Raw genomic sequence first — 19,566 nt, forward strand, 5'->3', positions numbered from 1 at the left:
TTTAAGGGATAGGTAAAACCTGCCCATTCACTTGAAAATCGTTAACACCAACACTGGTACTCCCGCTGGTTGCAGTGGCGCCATATGCATATAACCTAAAGGTAACAGCGGTATTGATATTGGTAAGTGCCGATGCATTGAATGAGATCATGGTTGGCGTAGTGGTGCCGCTGATTGTAACAGGGGCTGATATATTGCTGGCAAAATTATCAATGCTGGAGCGGAGCACAAATGTGTTCGGGTGTGTGGTACCGCCCCTTAGTACTGTAAATTTAATGTCGCTAAAGTTAAAATAGTAGCCACTTACTGGTTCTAAGTGCAGCTCGTAATATTCTGTTGCATCAAAGGCTGATGGTGTTGTTGCAGATATGGCATTTACCCATCCATTTACCAGGTATCGCCCACCCGGGCCTGGTGCACCGCTGGATATACCCGCTGCCGATAGCGTTGAACGTGAAAAATCAGACCGTGGTGTGCCCACAACATTATCAACTGCATTTGGCGCAGGACTGGTACTGTTAATATATACAATGTTTTGTGGGGCCTGGTATTTTATGTTGGGATGGATATAAACATGACTGGTATTATTATAAGCTGTAGGATTGGTAATGTTTGATACAATTGTATAAGGGCCATCCAGATAAGCCGGATTAGCATCTGGAATACTGTTGCCCCAGATCAGGCCTGTTGCAGTGGGTGGCTGATTAAGGTTGATGATCCTGATATCGTCATGATAAACGGTACGGGTACTATTAGGCGGTACTACATATAATCCCCATTTAATGTAGCCTATGTTTCCATCACTAACGTTGCCGGTAAAGGTAGCATAGTTTGTTTTTTCATCTGCCAAAACATAGTCGCTTTGTCCTGGGAGTTTCATATAAGTTCTCATATAGCCGGTAGTAGAAGTGGCCCAGAGTACGTCTATTCTAAATTGGAGCCATTGGTTTACATATGGCTGCAAGTCAGTTATGATGTCTTTCGTCGATACGTCCTGATACCTAATCCTCACCGCATTTCTTTGTGCACGTATCATCAGAGGAACATTTTCCCCGCCTGATACTTTAAGCTGAAAAAGGTTACTTTCGTTAGTTGGATCTCCGGTATTCCAAACCGGCCAATCTTTTAACATCACACTAAACTCGTAGCGGCGTTCATCGCCAGGGAAATAACGGGCTGGAAGAAATTGTTGAGCATCGCTCTCACTTCTCCAGTTGCCGTCTGAATTATAGCCCGAATCGCCATATACTACTTTATGCGCTATTGCATGGTTTGATGGTGATGCACCGGGTGATACAATATAAGCGGCATCTGATGCAGTGGCATTGGTAGGGTTTATGCCCGTGATACCAGAGTTAAGTGCTCCATTTTCGTAATTTACGTTTAATATTGTATCGCCATAGCCCAGATTTGCTTGTGGGCCGGTAGCCATTTTCGAAATAGAGAATTTTGCGGTCTCGGTTCGGCTGGTCAGGCCATTTTCAATTTTACTGCAGGCGCTAGCCAAAAATAATATGGCTATTGCCATATACTTTTGTAGATAAACTGATTTTTTTTTCATGTGGTTCTTTTTTTGGTTAGTTGAAGGTTGATTATGTTTATGATATCATGTAAACTGTTTTAGTAGGTAAATAAAAAGCGGTAATGTTTTAATCATTACCGCTCTGTTTATTATTTAATAGTTGTTTTAATCTCAGTCTTTTTACCATCAATGGTTAGCGCAAGGTTAATTTCGCCTTTTTCAAAATTATTGCCAGCGTTTTCTTTTAGGGTAATTTCTGGAGCCTTATCTCCATCAAAAGGATAGAGTACCGAAACAAATTGTTGTGTATTGGCGTCTTTTTTTGCCTTTTCGAATACAAAAGCCGGGCGAGGCATTTCCTGGTTATAGACATAGGAAACTTTACCTTCCTCTTTCTTAAGCGTAACTTTATCCACATTTAACGATTGGAACAATAGATTATTCCCATCATTGTAAGTAGTATATACCTTATTCTTAACCTGATCAAAAACAGGTTTACTATCCTCTTTTAGTTGGAAATGGACGCCTAGGTTTCCGGTAGCTTTACCAATGGCTTTGTCAATAATCAAAAAATACTTTTGGTTAATAAATAGTACACTGCGCTGGTGATTCAAATCGGCATAACTAGGGTTGGTATAGGTTAGTATATCTAGTTTTCCTTCTCCCTCTCCTCCAGGGGAGGGTTGGGGTGGGCTGGTTTCCCATTTATCCTGATGCGCTTTGGTAATTACCATGTTCTGGTTATCTAAAGTTAGTGTACTGTGTACCCTGGTTTGGCGGTACCAGTTCCGTTTTTTGGTAACTTCTGCATCGCCACTATATAAATAACATCCTGCATCAGGAGTGAAATTTCTGCCTTTAATCCACAGTTCGAAGGTTCCGTTATCGGGTTGGGCATGAAATTCTCCCGGAGGACTGGCTTTTAAGATCATTACGGTTGATTTATCGCTCCACCCATTTCTGAAAGTGTAAAAGCCGGCAGTTGTTAGCCCATACGATAAATAGTTGGGTAAAGCACCACTTGCGCCATCAGTAGCGAAATATTTTATCTCCTCATTATCTGGGAAAGTCTTAGACCAGGCCGCAAATGCCTTTATCCTTGAGGCTTTTTCGACCGGCCACGAATCGCCGAACATTGGGTTGTTATAATCAGGGAACGACATATTGGCCGTAGCTACAACCATATTTTCTACTGTTTTGATATAACTTTCTGGAAATTCTTTTTCTGCACCCGCCAATTTAGCCGAGTTGTAGGCTTTAAGGAAAATATCAATACTGGCTACATGGTAAGTTGGCGAAAGTTCCCATTGCATTCCGTCTGGATATACCTGTTTTTTAATTTCTCGGTTAAGCACCTCGATACCACTTTTGCGCCAGTTCGCCGCTTCCTTAAGTTCAGGAAAAATGCTGCCAGCACCTAAAACACGCTGTGCTTCGAACAATAAATGATTGCCCTCTTTGCTGTAGTTTTTTAGAATGTAATCGGTTTGCTGGTTAAAAAGGTTTAAAAACTCCAATAAAAAGGCCGGCGTAAAGTTCGGCGAGCCTACAAATAAATTAAAGGTACCCGGCAAGCTTTGGGTGCGTTCTGATACTTCTAATGGACGCCAGGCAAAACTGTCGTTTTCTTTCGATTTACCTAAAGGGTTTTTCTTGGCCCAATCTCTAAACTGAAAAATCCATTCTTTAGCATACTTTTCATCGCCACTGCTGCGGTAGGCCATACCCATGGGCTGCCACCAGGTAACACGGTGTAACTGCCAACGTACTTCATTGTCTTTTACCGGCCAAAAATCCCAGTTAATATCAGTGCCATAATCATAATAGCCATAACCTTTTTGTGGCTGAAATTTGTGTTCCAGGGCATTGTCGGCCTTTATCTGGTTGGCTTTACCAATATCTTTCCCCCTAAAGCGGGCTTCATCGCCAACATTAAAATCAGGGTGTTTTACCGTTTTCCGGTTACGGTAATAGGTTAACAGTGCTTTGGCTGCACCGTTATATTCGCCGGTATTAAAGAGTTTGTTTACTTTTTCTAAACCCGGATAAGCAAGATTAATTTCGTCGAAGCTTTCTTTAGTAATGGCCACTTCCTGGGCATTTGTATTTAATGAGGCAGAAACCAATACGAATAAGCTTATGATATATTTTAGTTTCATGGGTTATAAATTAAGATTTCAGTAAATCTTTTAAATCTATATTTTTAATGGCTACATAACGTTTTAAGGCTTCCAGATAATAATAGTCGGCATAATCTAGCGGTGTATCAATCTCCGAATTGTATAAAAATGCACCTACGCTATGTTTCAACAAAAAATATTGGTTTTCGCCGGGTTTGGCTAAATACGCATCAGAAGAAAGCGATTTTAAAATATCTTCCGCATAATCAACATATTTTTTTCCATCTTTTACCTGTGTACTTAAATCCAATAAAGCCGATGCAATTATTGCCGCTGCAGAGGCATCTCTAGGTGCCCGTTCTGCAGTATCCATCGCATTATGTACGTCTAAATCCCAAACCGGAACTTTATCTTTCGGCATACGTGGATGGTTCATGATAAATTTAGCTATGTTTTCTGCCTGTGTTAAAAAAACAGGGTTTTTAGTATTGGCATAACACATGGTAAAGCCATATAGTCCCCAGCCCTGGCCACGTGCCCAGGCCGACTCGTCGGTAACACCCTGGTGAGTTCTTTTGGCCAATACCTTACCCGTTGCAGGATCATAATCAACTACATGGTACGAGCTGAAATCTTTCCTGAAATGATTTTTCATGGTTGTAGTGGCATGGGTGCTGGCTGCATTTATATAACCTGGTTTTTTAAATTCTTTACCAGCCCAGTACAAATATTCAAGGTTCATCATATTATCTATAATTACCGGATAGTGCCACCAGGGAAAATCCCACGATCTGATTACACCTACTTTTGAGTTGAAACGGTTGTACAAGTGTTGTGCGCCATCGGCCAATACAGGTAAATAGGTTTTATTTCCGGTAATACGATAAGCATTTCCATAAGAACAATAAAGCATAAAACCTAAATCGTGCGAATTGGTAATGTTGCGGACGGTATCAAGTGCGAGTGTGAATTTTTTAGCTTCTTCGGCCAGGTTTTTATCGCCTGTAAGTTCATAGCCATACCACAAACTGCCCGGAAAAAATCCCGTGGTCCAATCGGTTACACCTGCTGTTCTTACTGTACCATTAGGGTTAATAGAACGTGGGTTTTGCCCTGGCCTATAGGTAGCTGCCGCTTTATTTAATTGAAATGCAATTACATCACTTACTTTCTTTAACCAGGTTTGCGGCGGGTTGTGTTGTATTGGCCTGGCATAACAGTTAAGTGTAAATGTGGCTGTTAGCAATACTAAGCAAAAAGCTTTTTTCATCATGTTGTGGTTTGATTCTTTGATAATTGTTTTGTAAAGTGAAGTTATGGGGGTTGAAACAAAAACACTTTTGATTATTATCAGAAATATTTTGATTTTGGTTAAAAGCACATTTTAATAGACTATTGTCTGGAGTGTTGTTCGTTTAGCTTTTTACCACAGATGGACACAGATAAGCACAAATATTAATATGGAATCTATGCTTATCCTTTTTATCTGTGGTTAAGCTTTCGTTTGTCGTTAATGCCTAACAGGCATTGCGGTTTTGATTCTTTTAGGGCAAAAATGGATAGCCTTAGCAGTTTATTTCCTTTTTTAATCAATATTAAAAGGTTTTAAGCTGAAATCTAACGGGCAGAAGCTTATCGAATTCTATTTTTAGCCTATATTAGATTAGAATAATAAAATGATATTGAAAAAACATGTCCAAAGAAATGCAAATGAGATTTAAACTAGGTTCGGTATATGGTTACTTTAAATAATTTCAACATGGAACAATCGTATGCTATCGGAATTGATGTTGGTGGGTCTTCACTAAAATGTGGAGTAGTAAACCAAAATGGCGAAATTTTATATTCCATTATTGTATCACTAAAAAATGCAAAAACACAGGGCGCCATTATTGCACTTATTGTAGAAGCGATCAATACCTGTGCTAAAAAATTTAAAAACCCTATTCTGGGAGTAGGTATAGGTTTTCCTGGGATTATTTATAACAACAAGATTATTGCCGGTGCCGATAATTTACCCGGATTTAAACAACTGGCTTTAGGCGAAATCCTGCAAGAAGTAACGCGTTATAATATTGTAATGGATAACGATGCCAATTTAATGGGGTTAGGAGAGATGACTTATGGTGCGGCCAAAGATTGTAGCGATGTGGTTTTTCTTACTGTAGGCACGGGAATAGGCGGTGCTGTGATGATTGATAACAAGCTTTACGGAGGATTTAGAAATAGAGGTACAGAGTTAGGACATATTGTGGTACAGCACCGTGGGGTTGCCTGTGCCTGTGGAGGACGTGGTTGCTTAGAGGCTTACGCATCAGTAACGGCCCTGCTTAACCATTATCAGTCTATCCATCCTAATCCACCAGAAGAGATTGATGGTAAATATATGGTCGAAAAATACCTGGCTAGAGAAGAATATGCCGTTGAAGCTATGGAATCGCATTTCGATTATCTGGCTACAGGCATTATTAGTTTTATAAATGTATTTAGTCCGCAAAAAATTGTAATTGGCGGAGGCATAAGCGAATCTGGTGCCTTCTATGTTCGCGAGATAGAAAGAAGAATAAAAACTTTAGCAGTACCTATTGCACCTGGTAACGAATTGGTGGTTGCTGCTAAGTTGGGCAATAAAGCAGGTTTACTGGGCTGTGCAGCAAATGTTTTTCAAAAGTTTAAAGCTTTTGATTATGCAGTGAAATAGTTCGTGAGAAAAAGGATAGTACAAATCTAAATCTGCATTGTTTTTCGAGGATTAGCAGGAAACAAAATTATTGAATTTAAACAGAAAGGATATTCTAATTTTTTAGAATATCCTTTTTTTCTGTGGAATAATGTAGGATACCGCTTACAGGAAAATATAAATCGACCAAAATTTTTAAGCATTTATCTTGTTTGTTTTGCCTTTATTTTGCTCAAAACAACCTTATAAAAGGCCAAAATAAGCCGTTTAAGGCATGTTTAGCCAAATTTGATAGTATTTTAGCCAAATTTGAAACTCTTTTTATATCCCTAATGCTAAATTCGTTACAGTAAGATGAATGGGAATCGACCTGTGGAAAAGAATCCCCACCTATAATTTCTTAACAAGCTTACAGACTAAGCAAACCTGAAAAGATTTAAAAATAACCAAATAAAATAAATGGGGATTAACCTACCCAAGTATTGATAAGAAGAGACTAACCGAACATTATAAATCAACTAACAAAATGACTAAAAATAATTCTGAAGCGATAGCTGAAAAAGATTCTTTTTCGATCAGCAACATGCAGCGAAGGCAGTTTTTGCAATTTGCAGGTGCCTCTACGGCTTTAACAATGGGATTGATCAGTTGTAAAAAAGAAAAAATACCTGCCACTACGCCTTATATTAATACGGATAATACCATAGATTTTAAAGACGACACTGGGCTGTTAAACTATATATATGCATTGGAGCAGATTGAAACTGCCTTTTATGTTAAAGCGACAGCAAGTTTACCAGCTAGTTTTACACCTACACAGATTTTGTTTTTTAACGATATTAAACTTCATGAAATTGCCCACTGCGAATTTTTTAAGAGATTTTTAGGGATTGCAGCGATTGGCGTGCTTGAAATGGATTTTTCGGGTATCGATTTTACCGATGCCACTGCTGTTTTAAATGCTGCCAAAACATTAGAAGATTTGGGCGTCGCTGCTTATAACGATGCAATTGTTAGATGTAAAAACGATTACAACCTGATTCTTTTAAGCCAGGTGGCTACAGTAGAGGCACGCCATGCGGCTTATGTGCGCAGTCAGGTAAGCGCACTGAGTTTTGCGGATCTTACGGAACTTGTTCCATTAGGTGCCGATGCCACTAATGCACTTGATGTTATGCTCGCACCAGGCAAAGTTTTAGAACAGGTTTCAAAATATATCAAAACCAAACTTAATATCATTAATCTTTAAACCGCACGAATATGAATATTTTAAATATCATTGAGGAAATGGAAAGTGTAAATGGAGCGGTTTACGAGCAATTGAGCCAAAGGCGCAGCGCATTGCAACACTTATTAAATGTTGGCAAGAAAATTTCGTTAGCAGCAATACCTTTAACATTAAGTACAATGTTCCAAAAAGCATACAGCCAAACTACACCAAATACAGCAGCAATCGATTCGCTTAATCTGGTTTTGGCTTTAGGTTATATGCAGTTTCAATTTTATAATAATGCACTAACCGCTACCCCAACTTTAATACCGGTTGCCGATAAGCCCATTATTGCCACCTTACGCGATCAGGAGCAAGCACATATTAATGTATTAACCAAAGCCATTACCGATTTGGGTGGTACACCCAGGACCTTAATGCCCTATGCCAATTTCGACTATACTCGGGTTAATGCTAACGTAACCACCAACTACGGTACATTTTTAAGAACCGCTGTAGCGCTGGAAGATTTAAGCGAACGTGCTTATAAAGGCCAATTGATTACATTAATGGGGACTACAGTGTTGGCCACCATTGTACGCATACAAACAATAGAAGCCCGCCATTCGGCCCAATTGCGCCAGATGGTGAATAAATTACAGCTTGCAACACTGAAATACATGCGTCCATGGGTAAGTATCAGGAGAAACGATGCCGATGGTTCTAATGTTACTCCAATTACAGGGAACGATTCGATGATCGGGGTATTAAACCCTATTTATGATATTGATACGGGTTTGTTGAACAGAGAAACGAAAACTATCCAGGCAGGTATAGAATTAATTGGCATCGGAGGAAATATCAATTTAACCGCCGGACCGGCAGCGGAGTCTTTTGATGAATATCTTTTAACTGCAACAGTTAAAACAGCAGCCAACCTGTTTATTAAAACGGGATTTCAACTAACCTAATAACAACTTAATTCACCGATAAGGGAGAAATCATATGAAACGAATTATAATCTTATTATTGCTATTCAGCACCTGTAAAACGCTTTTTGCACAGGATATAATTACTGTATCAGGTTTAGTAAGAGACGAAACAAACCAGCCCATGCCTGGGGCAACAATTTATGAAAAAGGAACCAAAAATACTGTAGTATCCGGTACCAATGGCAGATACCAGATTAAGGTTAAAAGCGATGCCACCCTGGTATTTACCTTTTTGGGGACTAAAAGTGTAGAGATAAAGGTAAATAAGAGAACTACCATCGACGCAAAATTGCAGGACGATGCCAATAACCTGAACGAAGTTGTGGTTGTAGGCTATGGTCAAGAAGTAAAACGTGGCGATTTAACAGGCTCCATATCTTCAATTAGTGGTGCCGAGCTTGCAAAGGTACCTGTACAAAATGTTGCACAGGCCCTACAGGGGCGTATTGCAGGTATGCAGGTTACAATGGGCAGTGGCGATCCGGGCGAAGTACCATCGATTAAAATCAGGGGAGGTACCTCTATTACCCAAAGTAATGAACCATTATATGTAGTTGATGGAGTGCCACAAACCGAAGGACTGGCTTTCTTAGATCCAACCGATGTAGAATCTATCGATGTATTAAAAGATGCATCGGCAACAGCAATTTACGGCGCCCGTGGAGCTAACGGGGTGGTTTTGGTAACCACCAAAAAGATAAAAAACGGTAAAACCACTATAAATTATGATGGATATTTTGGTGCTAAATCTATCAGCCGTTTTCTGCCGGTACTAAATACCTACGATTATGTTAAGTATGTTTATGAAAACGCATTACCAAATGCTGGCAGGCAGGCAACTTTTTTAAACACTTATGGTCCGTTCGATTCTCTACAGGTTAAATATGGCGATAGGCCAGGGATTGATTGGCAAGATCGTGTTATGGGCGAAACAGCAATTAGCCAATACCATAAGATAGGTATTAACGGGGGTACAGGCGAAATGAGATACAATGTGTTTTATTCTAAGAACAAAAACGAGGGTATAGTACTAAACAGCGGTGCAGACAAGGATATTGCCAAATTAAGTGTAACTAATAACATTGGTAAAAAGGCAGTAGTTACCGGAATTGTTAATTATTCCAATCAGTTTATTTATGGCACAGGTGGTACACAAACCGGTGGGAATGCCCGTTTGAGTTTTTTACAAACGTTATTACAATACAGACCAATCACCAGTAAAAATGGAAATGATCTAGACCTGCTGAATGATGCGGTAGATGCATTGGATAACCAGGGTAGTCCTGCATTTCAAAGCCCGGTGCTTGCACTAAACACGCGTAAAGTAGAGCAATCGATAAAAAGTTTAAACGCAAGTGTAACCGTTAAATATAATTTTGCTAAAAACTTAAGCTACAATGGTTTGGTTAGCTTTACCAACCAGACCAACAAGATAAAAACTTTTATAGATGCCAATAATATCCAGGCCATACGTACCGGAGGGGCATTTGGTGGTATAAGTGATGCTTTAACCAAACGTTTAAATTATAACAACGTAATCACCTATGCTAATGTTTTTGCAAAAGACCATAAAATGGACGTATCGGTAGGGCAGGAATACATCTATAATTATGGTGAAAATTTTGCTGCCACCACCAACGGTGTTCCGGTTTTTAACAATGGTTTTGATAATTTAGGTGCAGGTACCATTGCTACATTCCCATCTTCATATACAGAAGATGATAAGTTGTTTTCTCTTTTTGCCAAGGCAAATTATTCTTATAAAGGAAAGTATTTTGTAAGTGGTTCTATCAGGAGAGATGGTTCTTCCAAATTTGGTAAAGAAAACGTTTTTGGGTATTTCCCTTCAGCAGCACTCTCGTGGAAAATTTCAGAAGAAGCTTTCATCAAAAACATTAAAGAGATTTCCGATTTAAAACTTCGCTTAAGTTATGGTAGTTCGGGTAATAACCGTATTGCCAATTATGCTGCGCTAGCTACATTTATTACTGGTAATTATCCACTGATGAACCAGGTTTATTCTTCAGCGTACCGTACCAATCTTGAAAATCCTTTTTTAAAATGGGAAACAGTGGTACAACGCAATGTCGGCTTAGACATTGGCTTGTTTAAACAAAGGATTATGTTAACCGCCGAACTATATGATAACAGATCAAAAGATTTGCTTTATAATACCAGGATTCCTGCAAGTTCGGGCTTTAGCAATCAGCTACAAAATGTAGGCGAAACCTCTAGCAAAGGGGTAGAGCTTACGCTAAGTACCATTAACATTAAAAACAGCAATTTTTTATGGAACACCAATTTCAATATTGCGTTTAACAGAACAAAAGTACTTAAGTTAAGCAGTGGAGAAAGTTCTTTGCTGGCTAGCAGTTATAATTCTGCATTTAACGATTATATACTACAGGTAGGACAGCCAGTAGGCATCATGTATGGTTACATTAGCGATGGTTTATATCAGGTTAGCGATTTTAACTATAACCCAACCAGCAATGCTTATACATTAAAACCAGGAGTGGTTAATAATGGTAACGTAGCGCAACCCGGTTATGCCAAATACAAAGATATCAGTGGTCCTAGTGGTACACCAGATGGCCTGATCAATGATTTCGACCGAACGGCTATTGGCAATGCAAACCCTAAATTTACAGGAGGTATCAATAATACTTTTAGTTATAAAGGGGTTGATTTAAGTGTGTTTTTAGATTTCACTTATGGCAACGATATTTATAATGCCAATGTGCAAAATAACCTGGGTATTTCAGGCGATTTTAACAGTAACCTGGCTTTTCAGGCAAACAGGTGGACAAATGTGAATGCTACGGGGCAATTAACAACCAGTCCGGTAGAACTTGCTGCATTAAATCAGGGAAAAAATACCATTGCATCCATAGGTGGTACCACTACAGGCCGGTTAACACGTTTTGCAATCGAAGACGGGTCCTTTTTAAGGTTAAATAACATCAGCTTAGGTTATACCTTGCCGAAAAAATGGTTAAGTGCAGTAAAAATCAGCAATGCCCGTATTTATTTTACAGCATATAATCTACATGTATTTACCAAATACGCTGGCTACGATCCAGAAGTAAGTGTAATTAATAACCCTTTAACCCCAGGAGTCGATTTTAGTGCTTACCCAAGAGGGAAGTCTTTTATTGCTGGTTTAAATTTATCGTTATAAAAAAATCAATATGAAAGCTAAGTTTATATATATGAAAAACGCAACTTTTGTTGGCTTAATCATACTAGCAACACTTGTTTCTTGTAAAAAAACAGTCGAAACCGACCCTTACTCTTCATTTACGACCGATAACTTTTTCAAATCATTGCCAGAGGCTTATGCGGCAACCTTGGGTGTTTACGAAACACTAAAAAGCCCAAATACCTACGCCTGGTATGTTCCATTGGTTTATGATGCCGATACTGACGTAGAATTTTTAAGTGCAGGAACTACCACAAACGATTTTAGAGAGGTTTCACACTATTATTACCTGGCGGGCAATTCATATTTTTACAGTACGTGGACTACCTTATATAGCGGTATAGACCGGGCCAATTTAGTTATTGAGCGGATACCACAAATGACCCAATATACCAATGGTAATGCAGCAGAAAAAACCGATTTAAACCGTATGCTTGGCGAGGCTAAATTTCTCCGCGGATTTTTTTATTCAGAACTGGTACGCTTGTGGGGTGATGTGCCTTTTAAAACCAAAAGCTCAGCCCCCGGTGATGACCTGAGTTTGCCACTAACCGATAGATTTACGATTTACGAGCAGGTAATTAAAGATATGCAGGAGGCCATTGCGGTTTTGCCGGCAACCATTGCTACCAATGAAAGAATAAATAAGTTTGGCGCGAAGGCGATGTTGGCTCGTGTAGCCCTGTTTGCAGGTGGATATTCTTTAAGACCAGATGGAACGATGCAAAGGGCAACTGATTATACCAAATACTATCAGCTAGCGCAAACACACGTAAACGATGTGCTAACTTCAGGTTTGTATAAACTGAATGATAGCTATAGCCAGGTTTTCAAAAACCAATCACAGCAAGTATTCGAACCAAAAGAAAGTTTGTTCGAAATGTCTTTTTATACACCTACAGTTACTAATACCAGTAATTCTAGCTGGGGTACTTTTAATGCCCCACCTACCAATGCGGGAGTTTTTGGCAGTACATTAAACCGCGTTTTTGTACCCTCTTCGTTTTATAGCAGCTTTGCAGACGGAGATTTAAGGCGCGATTTTTCTATAGCAAGATATATTTTAGATGCTAACGGGAATAAATTACCATTGTTAACCAATAGAGACGATGAACGGTGGGGCCCGGGAAAATGGAGCAGGGAATATCAGAACAATTCGACATTGGAAAAAACATACACCAATATTAATTATGTAGCCATGCGCTATGCCGACGTGCTGTTGATGAAAGCCGAAATTGAAAATGAACTGAACAATGGGCCTACAGCTGAAGCTTACGATGCCATAAATACAGTAAGAAGAAGGGCTTACGGCACTAATACCGCTGGAAGCAGAATTAACATTACACTCGCCACTGGTGGAACAGGATACTCACTCAGTACCACTGCGCTAAGTAATACCACTATCACCATTAGCGGAGGCGGAGGTACAGATGCTTACGCAGTACCAACAGTAGTTGGGGATAAAGTTACTGCAATAACGGTGCTTAACCAGGGTGGTGGTTATACATCGGCACCAACCATTACCATTACCGATGTTAAAGGAAAAGGTACAGGAGCTACTGCTACTGCAACGCTTTTGCCAAAGAAAAACAACGTTGATGTTGATTTACCTACCGGATTGAGCAAAGATGCTTTTTTACAGAGAATACAGAATGAAAGGGCCTGGGAATTATGTTTTGAGGGAATGCGCCGTGCCGATTTAATCAGATGGAATTTATTGGGCGATAAAATTAAAGCCACGCAGGATGCCGTTAAAGCTATTCGTACACAGTATGCTTACGAAGCTGCAACAAATTTCAAAAAAGGGAAACACGAACTATATCCTTTTCCATCAAACGAAATGGATGTAAATAAAAAAATAACCAGACAAAATCCAGGATTTTAATTTATACAATGTTAAAAGAAATCATACTGTTTCTCGCACTAGTAATTCCAGTAATGGTTGATGCTCAGGAAGACATTTACGATCCTTCAGCACAATACGAATACCCAACAGATCCGTTGGTGCGAAAAAAATTAGACCAATGGCAAGATTTGAAATTCGGGGTAATCCTCCATTGGGGTGTTTATTCGGTTAACGGAATACCTGAAAGCTGGCCAATCTGTGGCGAGCCATGGCCGAAACGAGATACCACCCTGAGTTACGAGAACTATAAAAAATGGTATTGGGCACAGGCCGATAAATTTAATCCTATTAAATTTAACCCTGAACGTTGGGCCGAAATTTCGAAAAATGCCGGGATGAAATATATTGTATTTACCACCAAACATCATGATGGCTTTAATATGTTCGATACCAAGCAGAGCGATTATAAAATTACCAACGGGCCATTTAAGAATAACCCTAAGGCCGATGTGACAAAATATATTTTTGATGCTTACCGTAAAGAGGGAATGATGATTGGTGCGTATTTTTCTAAACCCGATTGGCATTCACCATATTTTTGGTGGGACCGCCAACCTACGCCTACCCGCAACGCCAATTACAATATAAACAACTTTCCGGAACGCTGGCAAAAATATAAGGATTTTACTTATAATCAAATTGCTGAGTTGATGCACAGCTACGGTAAAATAGATGTGCTTTAGTTTGATGGTGGTTGGGTACGCCCTGCTACAAAGACAGAATTAGCGCGCCAGGAGTGGGGACTTAATCAAAGGGGACGTGCAAATTATCCTAACTTTAATCAGGAAGTTGACATGCCTAAAATTGCTAAAATGGCACGTGAAGCACAACCCGGTATTTTAGTAGCCGATAGAACCGTACATGGCCCTTACGAAAACTTTAAAACACCAGAGCAATCTATCCCTAAAAGCCAAATGAAAGAACCTTGGGAAACTTGCATTACCTTAACCAAAAGCTGGAGTTATAGAAGTGATGAAAAAACTAAATCGAGCACATGGGTGATACAAAGTTTAGCCGAAATTGTGGCCAAAGGCGGTAATATGCTGTTGGGTTTTGGTCCAACACCAGAGGGTACTTTCCCTAAGGAGGTAGAAAAACCTTTAGCAGAGGTAGGGGAGTGGCTTAAAACAAACGGAGCTGCCATTTATGGTACCCGAATTACCAAAAATTATAATGATGGCCTAACCTGGTTTACGCAAGCGAAAGATGGTAAAACGAAATATGCTATTGTAGGTATAAAAGAAGGAACAGCAGTGCCCGCAACTTTAAATTGGAAAGGTAATGTACCCAAAATCAATGGTAAAATAAAATTATTGGCTAATGGTAAGAAGGTACAATGGAAAAAAGAGGGTGATGTGGTAGTGGTTACTATACCTAAAGAACTGGTTGGCCAAACATCACCAGCATTGGCTTTTGCAATTAATTAACGCAAGTTGTTATTTAATATATAAAAAAGAAAGTAAGCATCAAAACTAAGAATTTTGGTTAACCGCAACTAAAGAACCCATGATGATACTTACACTTGGCCTTTCGTCAAAACTGCATTTGTTTTAACCATATCCTAAACTCACTTTGGAGATGGATAGCTAAATTCGTTATCAGAAATAATCCGAGAAATGAAATATAACATCCTTAGCCTGTTGTTTTTTTTAGCTGCAGTAGCCAACGCCCAAAGCACCAATAAACCCAATATCCTCATCATCATGACCGATCAGCAAACTGCTGATGCGATGAGTATTGCCGGTAATAAAGATCTGCATACCCCAGCTATGGATAAGCTGGCAAAAAACGGGGTTCGTTTTACTAAAGCTTACTGCGCACAGCCATTGTGCACACCCTCGCGCACTGCTATTTTTAGTGGTAAAATGCCTTTCGAAACGGGCTTTGTAGGTAATGCCGCCGAAAAAGACGGTCAATGGCCTGATAGCTTGCTGATGATGGGCAAAATCTTACAAAATGGAGGTTATAAAACAGGTTATGTAGGCAAGTGGCATTTGCCTGTGCCTACAACCAAAGTAAGTCAACACGGCTTTGAATATATAGAGAATACCAATTTTTTAGATTATAATGATGGTGCTACCCCTTCTTACTGCGCCCGTTTTATTAAAGAAAATAAAGACAAGCCATTTTTGTTAGTGGCCTCTTTTTTAAATCCACACGATATTTGCGAATGGGCAAGGGGTGAAGCTTTAAAAATGGATGTGCTGGAAGATGTTCCCCCTGTTGATCAATGTCCACAATTACCAGCCAACTGGAAAATTCCAGCTAATGAACCTGAAATTGTTCGAGAGCAGCAAAAAACGGTCGGCTTACGTACCTACCCCTCAGTAAACTATACGCCAGAGAAATGGCGCCAATACCGATGGGCCTATAACCGATTGGTAGAAAAAGTAGATAAGTACATCGAAATGGTAATGGCATCACTCAAAAAATATGATGTAGAGAAAAATACCATCATCATTTTCACGGCCGACCATGGCGATGGTTATGCCGGCCACAGCTGGAACCAAAAGCAGATTTTGTACGAAGAATCGGCTAAAATACCTTTCATTATAGCGAAAATGGATGGTTCTATAAAAAGCCGAACAGACGATATGCTGGTGTGTAACGGTACCGATATAATTCCTACCATTTGTGGCTTAACCAGTGTGCAAAAACCGGGTTGTTTAAAAGGTATTGATCTTGGTAAACAATTAACAAAGCCCTCGAATAATTTACGGGACACCTTGGTAATTGAAACTGATTTTGCCGATAACGAAGAACTTTTGGGCATTAGCGGCAGGGCGGTAATTACTAAAGATTTTAAATACATTGTTTATAATAAAGGAGAAATTAAAGAACAATTGTTCGATTTAACCAAAGACCCTGGAGAAATAACCAATTTGGCAGTTAATACCCAATACAAAAAGAAACTGATGAACATGCGTACCTATCTAAAAAAATGGTGCAAAACAAACGGTGATAAATTTACTGCAGGCTTGTAGATTTGATAGTAAACTGTTTGCAGCAGGCGGTTAGTCTGCGTGAGGGATAGCAGCGGAAAGCCCAGAGCGAGGAAGAATGACGAAGCGAGGACTTGTAGCGAATAGCCTGACCCGCAGGGACACGCCCAAATAAAAAAGAATGCAATATTAAACTCAGCACCACAACTGATGAAAAAAATAATTATCCTAATCTTATCATTACTCTCACAAAATATTTTAGCTCAGCAACATTCAGCTATTATAAAACTAAGCGCTGAGAAGTTACACGCCCGTGTTCGCGAGTGGCCTTATCCGGCAAACGGAATTACCGTTCCTACTAATGCACCCGCTTTATTGTGGCCGAGCACCAATGGCAAAAATATGGTTACCCCAATGGAGAGTGGGAGCGAAGTGCCCGAAGATCCAGGCATTGGCAATGTGCGCTATAAAGTGATGTTAGCCACCGATAAAGATTTTAAAAATAATATAATTGTCAGTGACGAACAGCGTTGGGCAGTTTATCCTTTACATCAGGCATTAAAACCTGGTAAATGGTTCTGGAAATATGGTTATGCTTTAAAAGGAAATAATAGATGGAACTGGTCGCCAGTTTATAATTTTGTGGTTGATGCCAAATATGCCAATCAGGAGGTATCGCCACCAATAAGCGAGGTTTTAAAGCGTAACGAAGGCCAGCATCCCTTACTGTGGGGCATGCATCGCATTGGCGAAGATTTTTATAAAAATAACCTCCAAAACCCTGAGGCCAAAAAATTTATCGTTTTTGCCACAAAGCTGATGAATGTACCCCTGCCTGCCGAAAAACCGATGCGGGTAATTGATACCACTGGTAAAAGTCCTTTGGAGAAAAAAATATTGGTAGAGCGTATGTATCACGGTTTTGGCGATTTGGTAGGCAAGCCGATCAGTAATCTGTGTATCGCTTATCAACTAAGTAAAGACAAACGTTTTATTCTGGATGCCAAACGCAGGGCTTTGAACATCATCAATATGGACCCCAGTGCCCCAGCCACGGGTAGCGATTTTAACAACGGAGTAGTGTTAGAGTCGTTGGGCTGGTTTTACGATGCTGGTTATGATTTTTTATCGCCACAAGAAAAAGAAATGTTCAAAAAGGCGATTACCATACGTGCTAAACTGGTGTACGATCGTCTGCCCAATCGTTTCGAACTTCATGTCAGCGATAACCACGTATGGCAAATTACCATGGCCAATCTTGCCATTGCTACCGTAGCGGTAATAAACGATGTACCCGAAGCCAAAGAATGGTTAACTTATCTGTACGAAGTTTGGACGGCAAGGTTCCCAGTTTTAGGCACTACTGATGGTGGCTGGCATGAGGCCAATGGCTATTTTATGGTAAACTTCAGGTCTATTATTTATCTGTCGCAAATGTTTGGCGATTTTAGCGGCGTAAATTATTTTAACCTGCCATGGATGCAAAACCTGCCGTATTATATGCTGTACACAAATCCGGTGGGTGCTGGTAATACGGCCACCGGCGATATGTGGGAGAAATACCCAGCCGGTGGCAGGGGGCAGGCCTGGTTTACCGATGCGCTAACTTTCAGGATGGATAACCCTTATTTAAACTGGTACGTTGATGAAGCTAAAAAACGCAACCCCAAATATTTTACCGGTACTGACGAATATCTTTTATATCGATTGCTGAATTATAAGCCTGATCGGAAATTGCAAGCAACTTCGCCAGCAAATTTGCCCAAAACCCGCAAATTTGCTGATGTGGGTGTGGTGGCGATGTACCAGGATTTGGCAAATCCCGATAAAAGTTTAAGCAGTTTCTTGTTGAGCAATCCATTTGGTTCTTCGGGCCACGGCCACGCCTCTCAAAATGCCTTCACCATTAATTATAAAGGCAAAATTATTTTCGGCGGTGCCGGATATTACAGCAATTTCAGTGATAAACATAACTTGCTTAACTACCGTTCAACAAAATCTTATAATACCATTCTGGCCGATAGCCTGAACCAAAAACTGGGTGAAGAAGGTTATGGCTGGATACCCCGTGCCATTTCTGGCAATCATATTCAGTACGCTTTGGGCGATGCCAGCAATGCCTATGGCGATATTAAAAGCGAATTTTGGTTAAACCGGTTTGAGCAAATCAACCTAAAACCTAATAAGGCCAATGGCTACGGCGAAAGTGGGGTGACCCTGTACCGCAGGCACATGTTGCAGTTAGATGGTGGTTATATTTTGCTTTATGATGAACTGGAAGCTAATAAGCCTGTAAAATGGACAACGCAGTTCCACACACCATATGATGTTATCAAAGCGGATAAAAGCGATAATGCGAACCGCCAAAACTTTACCGTAACAAACAACATGGGTAACGTAACGGCCAGTATATTTGCAAATAGTGCCTTAAAAATGGATGTACATGATAAATTTTACGAACAGCCAATAAATTGGAACAAACTAACTGACGCTGATGGAAAACTCATCGAATACACTAACCAATGGCATGCAGGCATCACTTCTTTACCAGCCCAAAAATTCAGGTACTTAACCATTATACAAATTAAAGACGGTAAACCGGAAATAATTAAAACCATTTCATCTGTCAATGGCCTGAGTCGTTTAAAAGTTGGCAACTGGGATATACAGGCACAACTGGATGGAAATAAAGCAGCTGCCCTGCAGGTTTTTGATCAACAATTAGCGTCCTTGTTTAATTACGGAAACCTGCCTGTTGTGTATCACAATAAAGCATATCGTAATCAAATTAAGAACAGCAGTTTATTATTGGAAATGGAGGGTGCTAAAATGAACAAACAAGAAGTAGTGGATGAACTGCCGGATGTGGTTAAGTTCGATCCCGAATTAAAATAACAGCTCAACATTAACAGCTAGGTCAACCAGGATATTACCTGATGTAGCTGTTTATTTTAACTAAACTTTGTGTGTTTTTTTGCCAGAGCGTTTTAAC

10 protein-coding genes and 1 pseudogene are annotated in these 19,566 nt (G+C 39.8%); 8 read left to right on the top strand and 3 right to left on the bottom strand.

What is annotated here, in order from left to right:
* Position 1 precedes the first annotated feature (1 nt).
* From AC07VK_RS02840 to AC07VK_RS02850, 3 genes are all read right to left on the bottom strand, one after another.
* Positions 2 to 1,561 (bottom strand): heparin lyase I family protein, encoded by a 1,560-nt coding sequence (locus AC07VK_RS02840; protein WP_492958200.1) that lies wholly within the window; start codon positions 1,559 to 1,561, stop codon positions 2 to 4.
* 110 nt (positions 1,562 to 1,671) lie between these two features.
* A complete protein-coding gene (hepC, locus tag AC07VK_RS02845; RefSeq protein WP_492958202.1) occupies positions 1,672 to 3,681 on the bottom strand; it encodes a heparin-sulfate lyase HepC in 2,010 nt (669 codons plus the stop codon).
* Between the two features lie 10 nt (positions 3,682 to 3,691).
* Positions 3,692 to 4,912: a glycoside hydrolase family 88 protein gene (locus AC07VK_RS02850; protein WP_492959840.1), complete on the bottom strand. Its 1,221-nt coding sequence runs from the start codon at positions 4,910 to 4,912 to the stop codon at positions 3,692 to 3,694.
* A 489-nt stretch (positions 4,913 to 5,401) separates the two neighbouring features.
* On the opposite strand from AC07VK_RS02850, the gene AC07VK_RS02855 reads away from it, so the two are divergent.
* The 8 genes and pseudogenes from AC07VK_RS02855 to AC07VK_RS02890 all read left to right on the top strand — a co-directional run bounded on the left by AC07VK_RS02855 (position 5,402) and on the right by AC07VK_RS02890 (position 19,469).
* On the top strand, positions 5,402 to 6,343 hold the full coding sequence (locus tag AC07VK_RS02855; protein ID WP_492953179.1) for an ROK family protein: 942 nt from the start codon (positions 5,402 to 5,404) through the stop codon (positions 6,341 to 6,343).
* A gap of 505 nt (positions 6,344 to 6,848) precedes the next feature.
* Entirely contained in the window at positions 6,849 to 7,571 is a 723-nt protein-coding gene (locus tag AC07VK_RS02860; RefSeq protein ID WP_492953180.1) for a ferritin-like domain-containing protein, read from the top strand.
* Positions 7,572 to 7,582: 11 nt separating this feature from the next.
* The gene (locus tag AC07VK_RS02865; protein ID WP_492953181.1) at positions 7,583 to 8,503 is read left to right on the top strand and encodes a ferritin-like domain-containing protein; all 921 of its coding nucleotides are present in this window, start codon (positions 7,583 to 7,585) and stop codon (positions 8,501 to 8,503) included.
* Positions 8,504 to 8,537: 34 nt separating this feature from the next.
* Positions 8,538 to 11,705 (top strand): SusC/RagA family TonB-linked outer membrane protein, encoded by a 3,168-nt coding sequence (locus tag AC07VK_RS02870; RefSeq protein WP_492958204.1) that lies wholly within the window; start codon positions 8,538 to 8,540, stop codon positions 11,703 to 11,705.
* Positions 11,706 to 11,736: 31 nt separating this feature from the next.
* Positions 11,737 to 13,611: a RagB/SusD family nutrient uptake outer membrane protein gene (locus AC07VK_RS02875; protein ID WP_492958206.1), complete on the top strand. Its 1,875-nt coding sequence runs from the start codon at positions 11,737 to 11,739 to the stop codon at positions 13,609 to 13,611.
* Positions 13,612 to 13,664: 53 nt separating this feature from the next.
* Positions 13,665 to 15,059: pseudogene (locus AC07VK_RS02880) on the top strand (alpha-L-fucosidase).
* A 189-nt stretch (positions 15,060 to 15,248) separates the two neighbouring features.
* Positions 15,249 to 16,616, top strand: coding sequence for a sulfatase family protein (locus AC07VK_RS02885; protein ID WP_492958208.1), 1,368 nt, complete (start codon positions 15,249 to 15,251; stop codon positions 16,614 to 16,616).
* Positions 16,617 to 16,784: 168 nt separating this feature from the next.
* Positions 16,785 to 19,469, top strand: a complete 2,685-nt coding sequence (locus AC07VK_RS02890) for a DUF4962 domain-containing protein (protein WP_492958210.1) — start codon at positions 16,785 to 16,787, stop codon at positions 19,467 to 19,469.
* Positions 19,470 to 19,566 lie beyond the last annotated feature (97 nt).

This window comes from Pedobacter sp. GW821-FHT01D05, assembly GCF_059422505.1.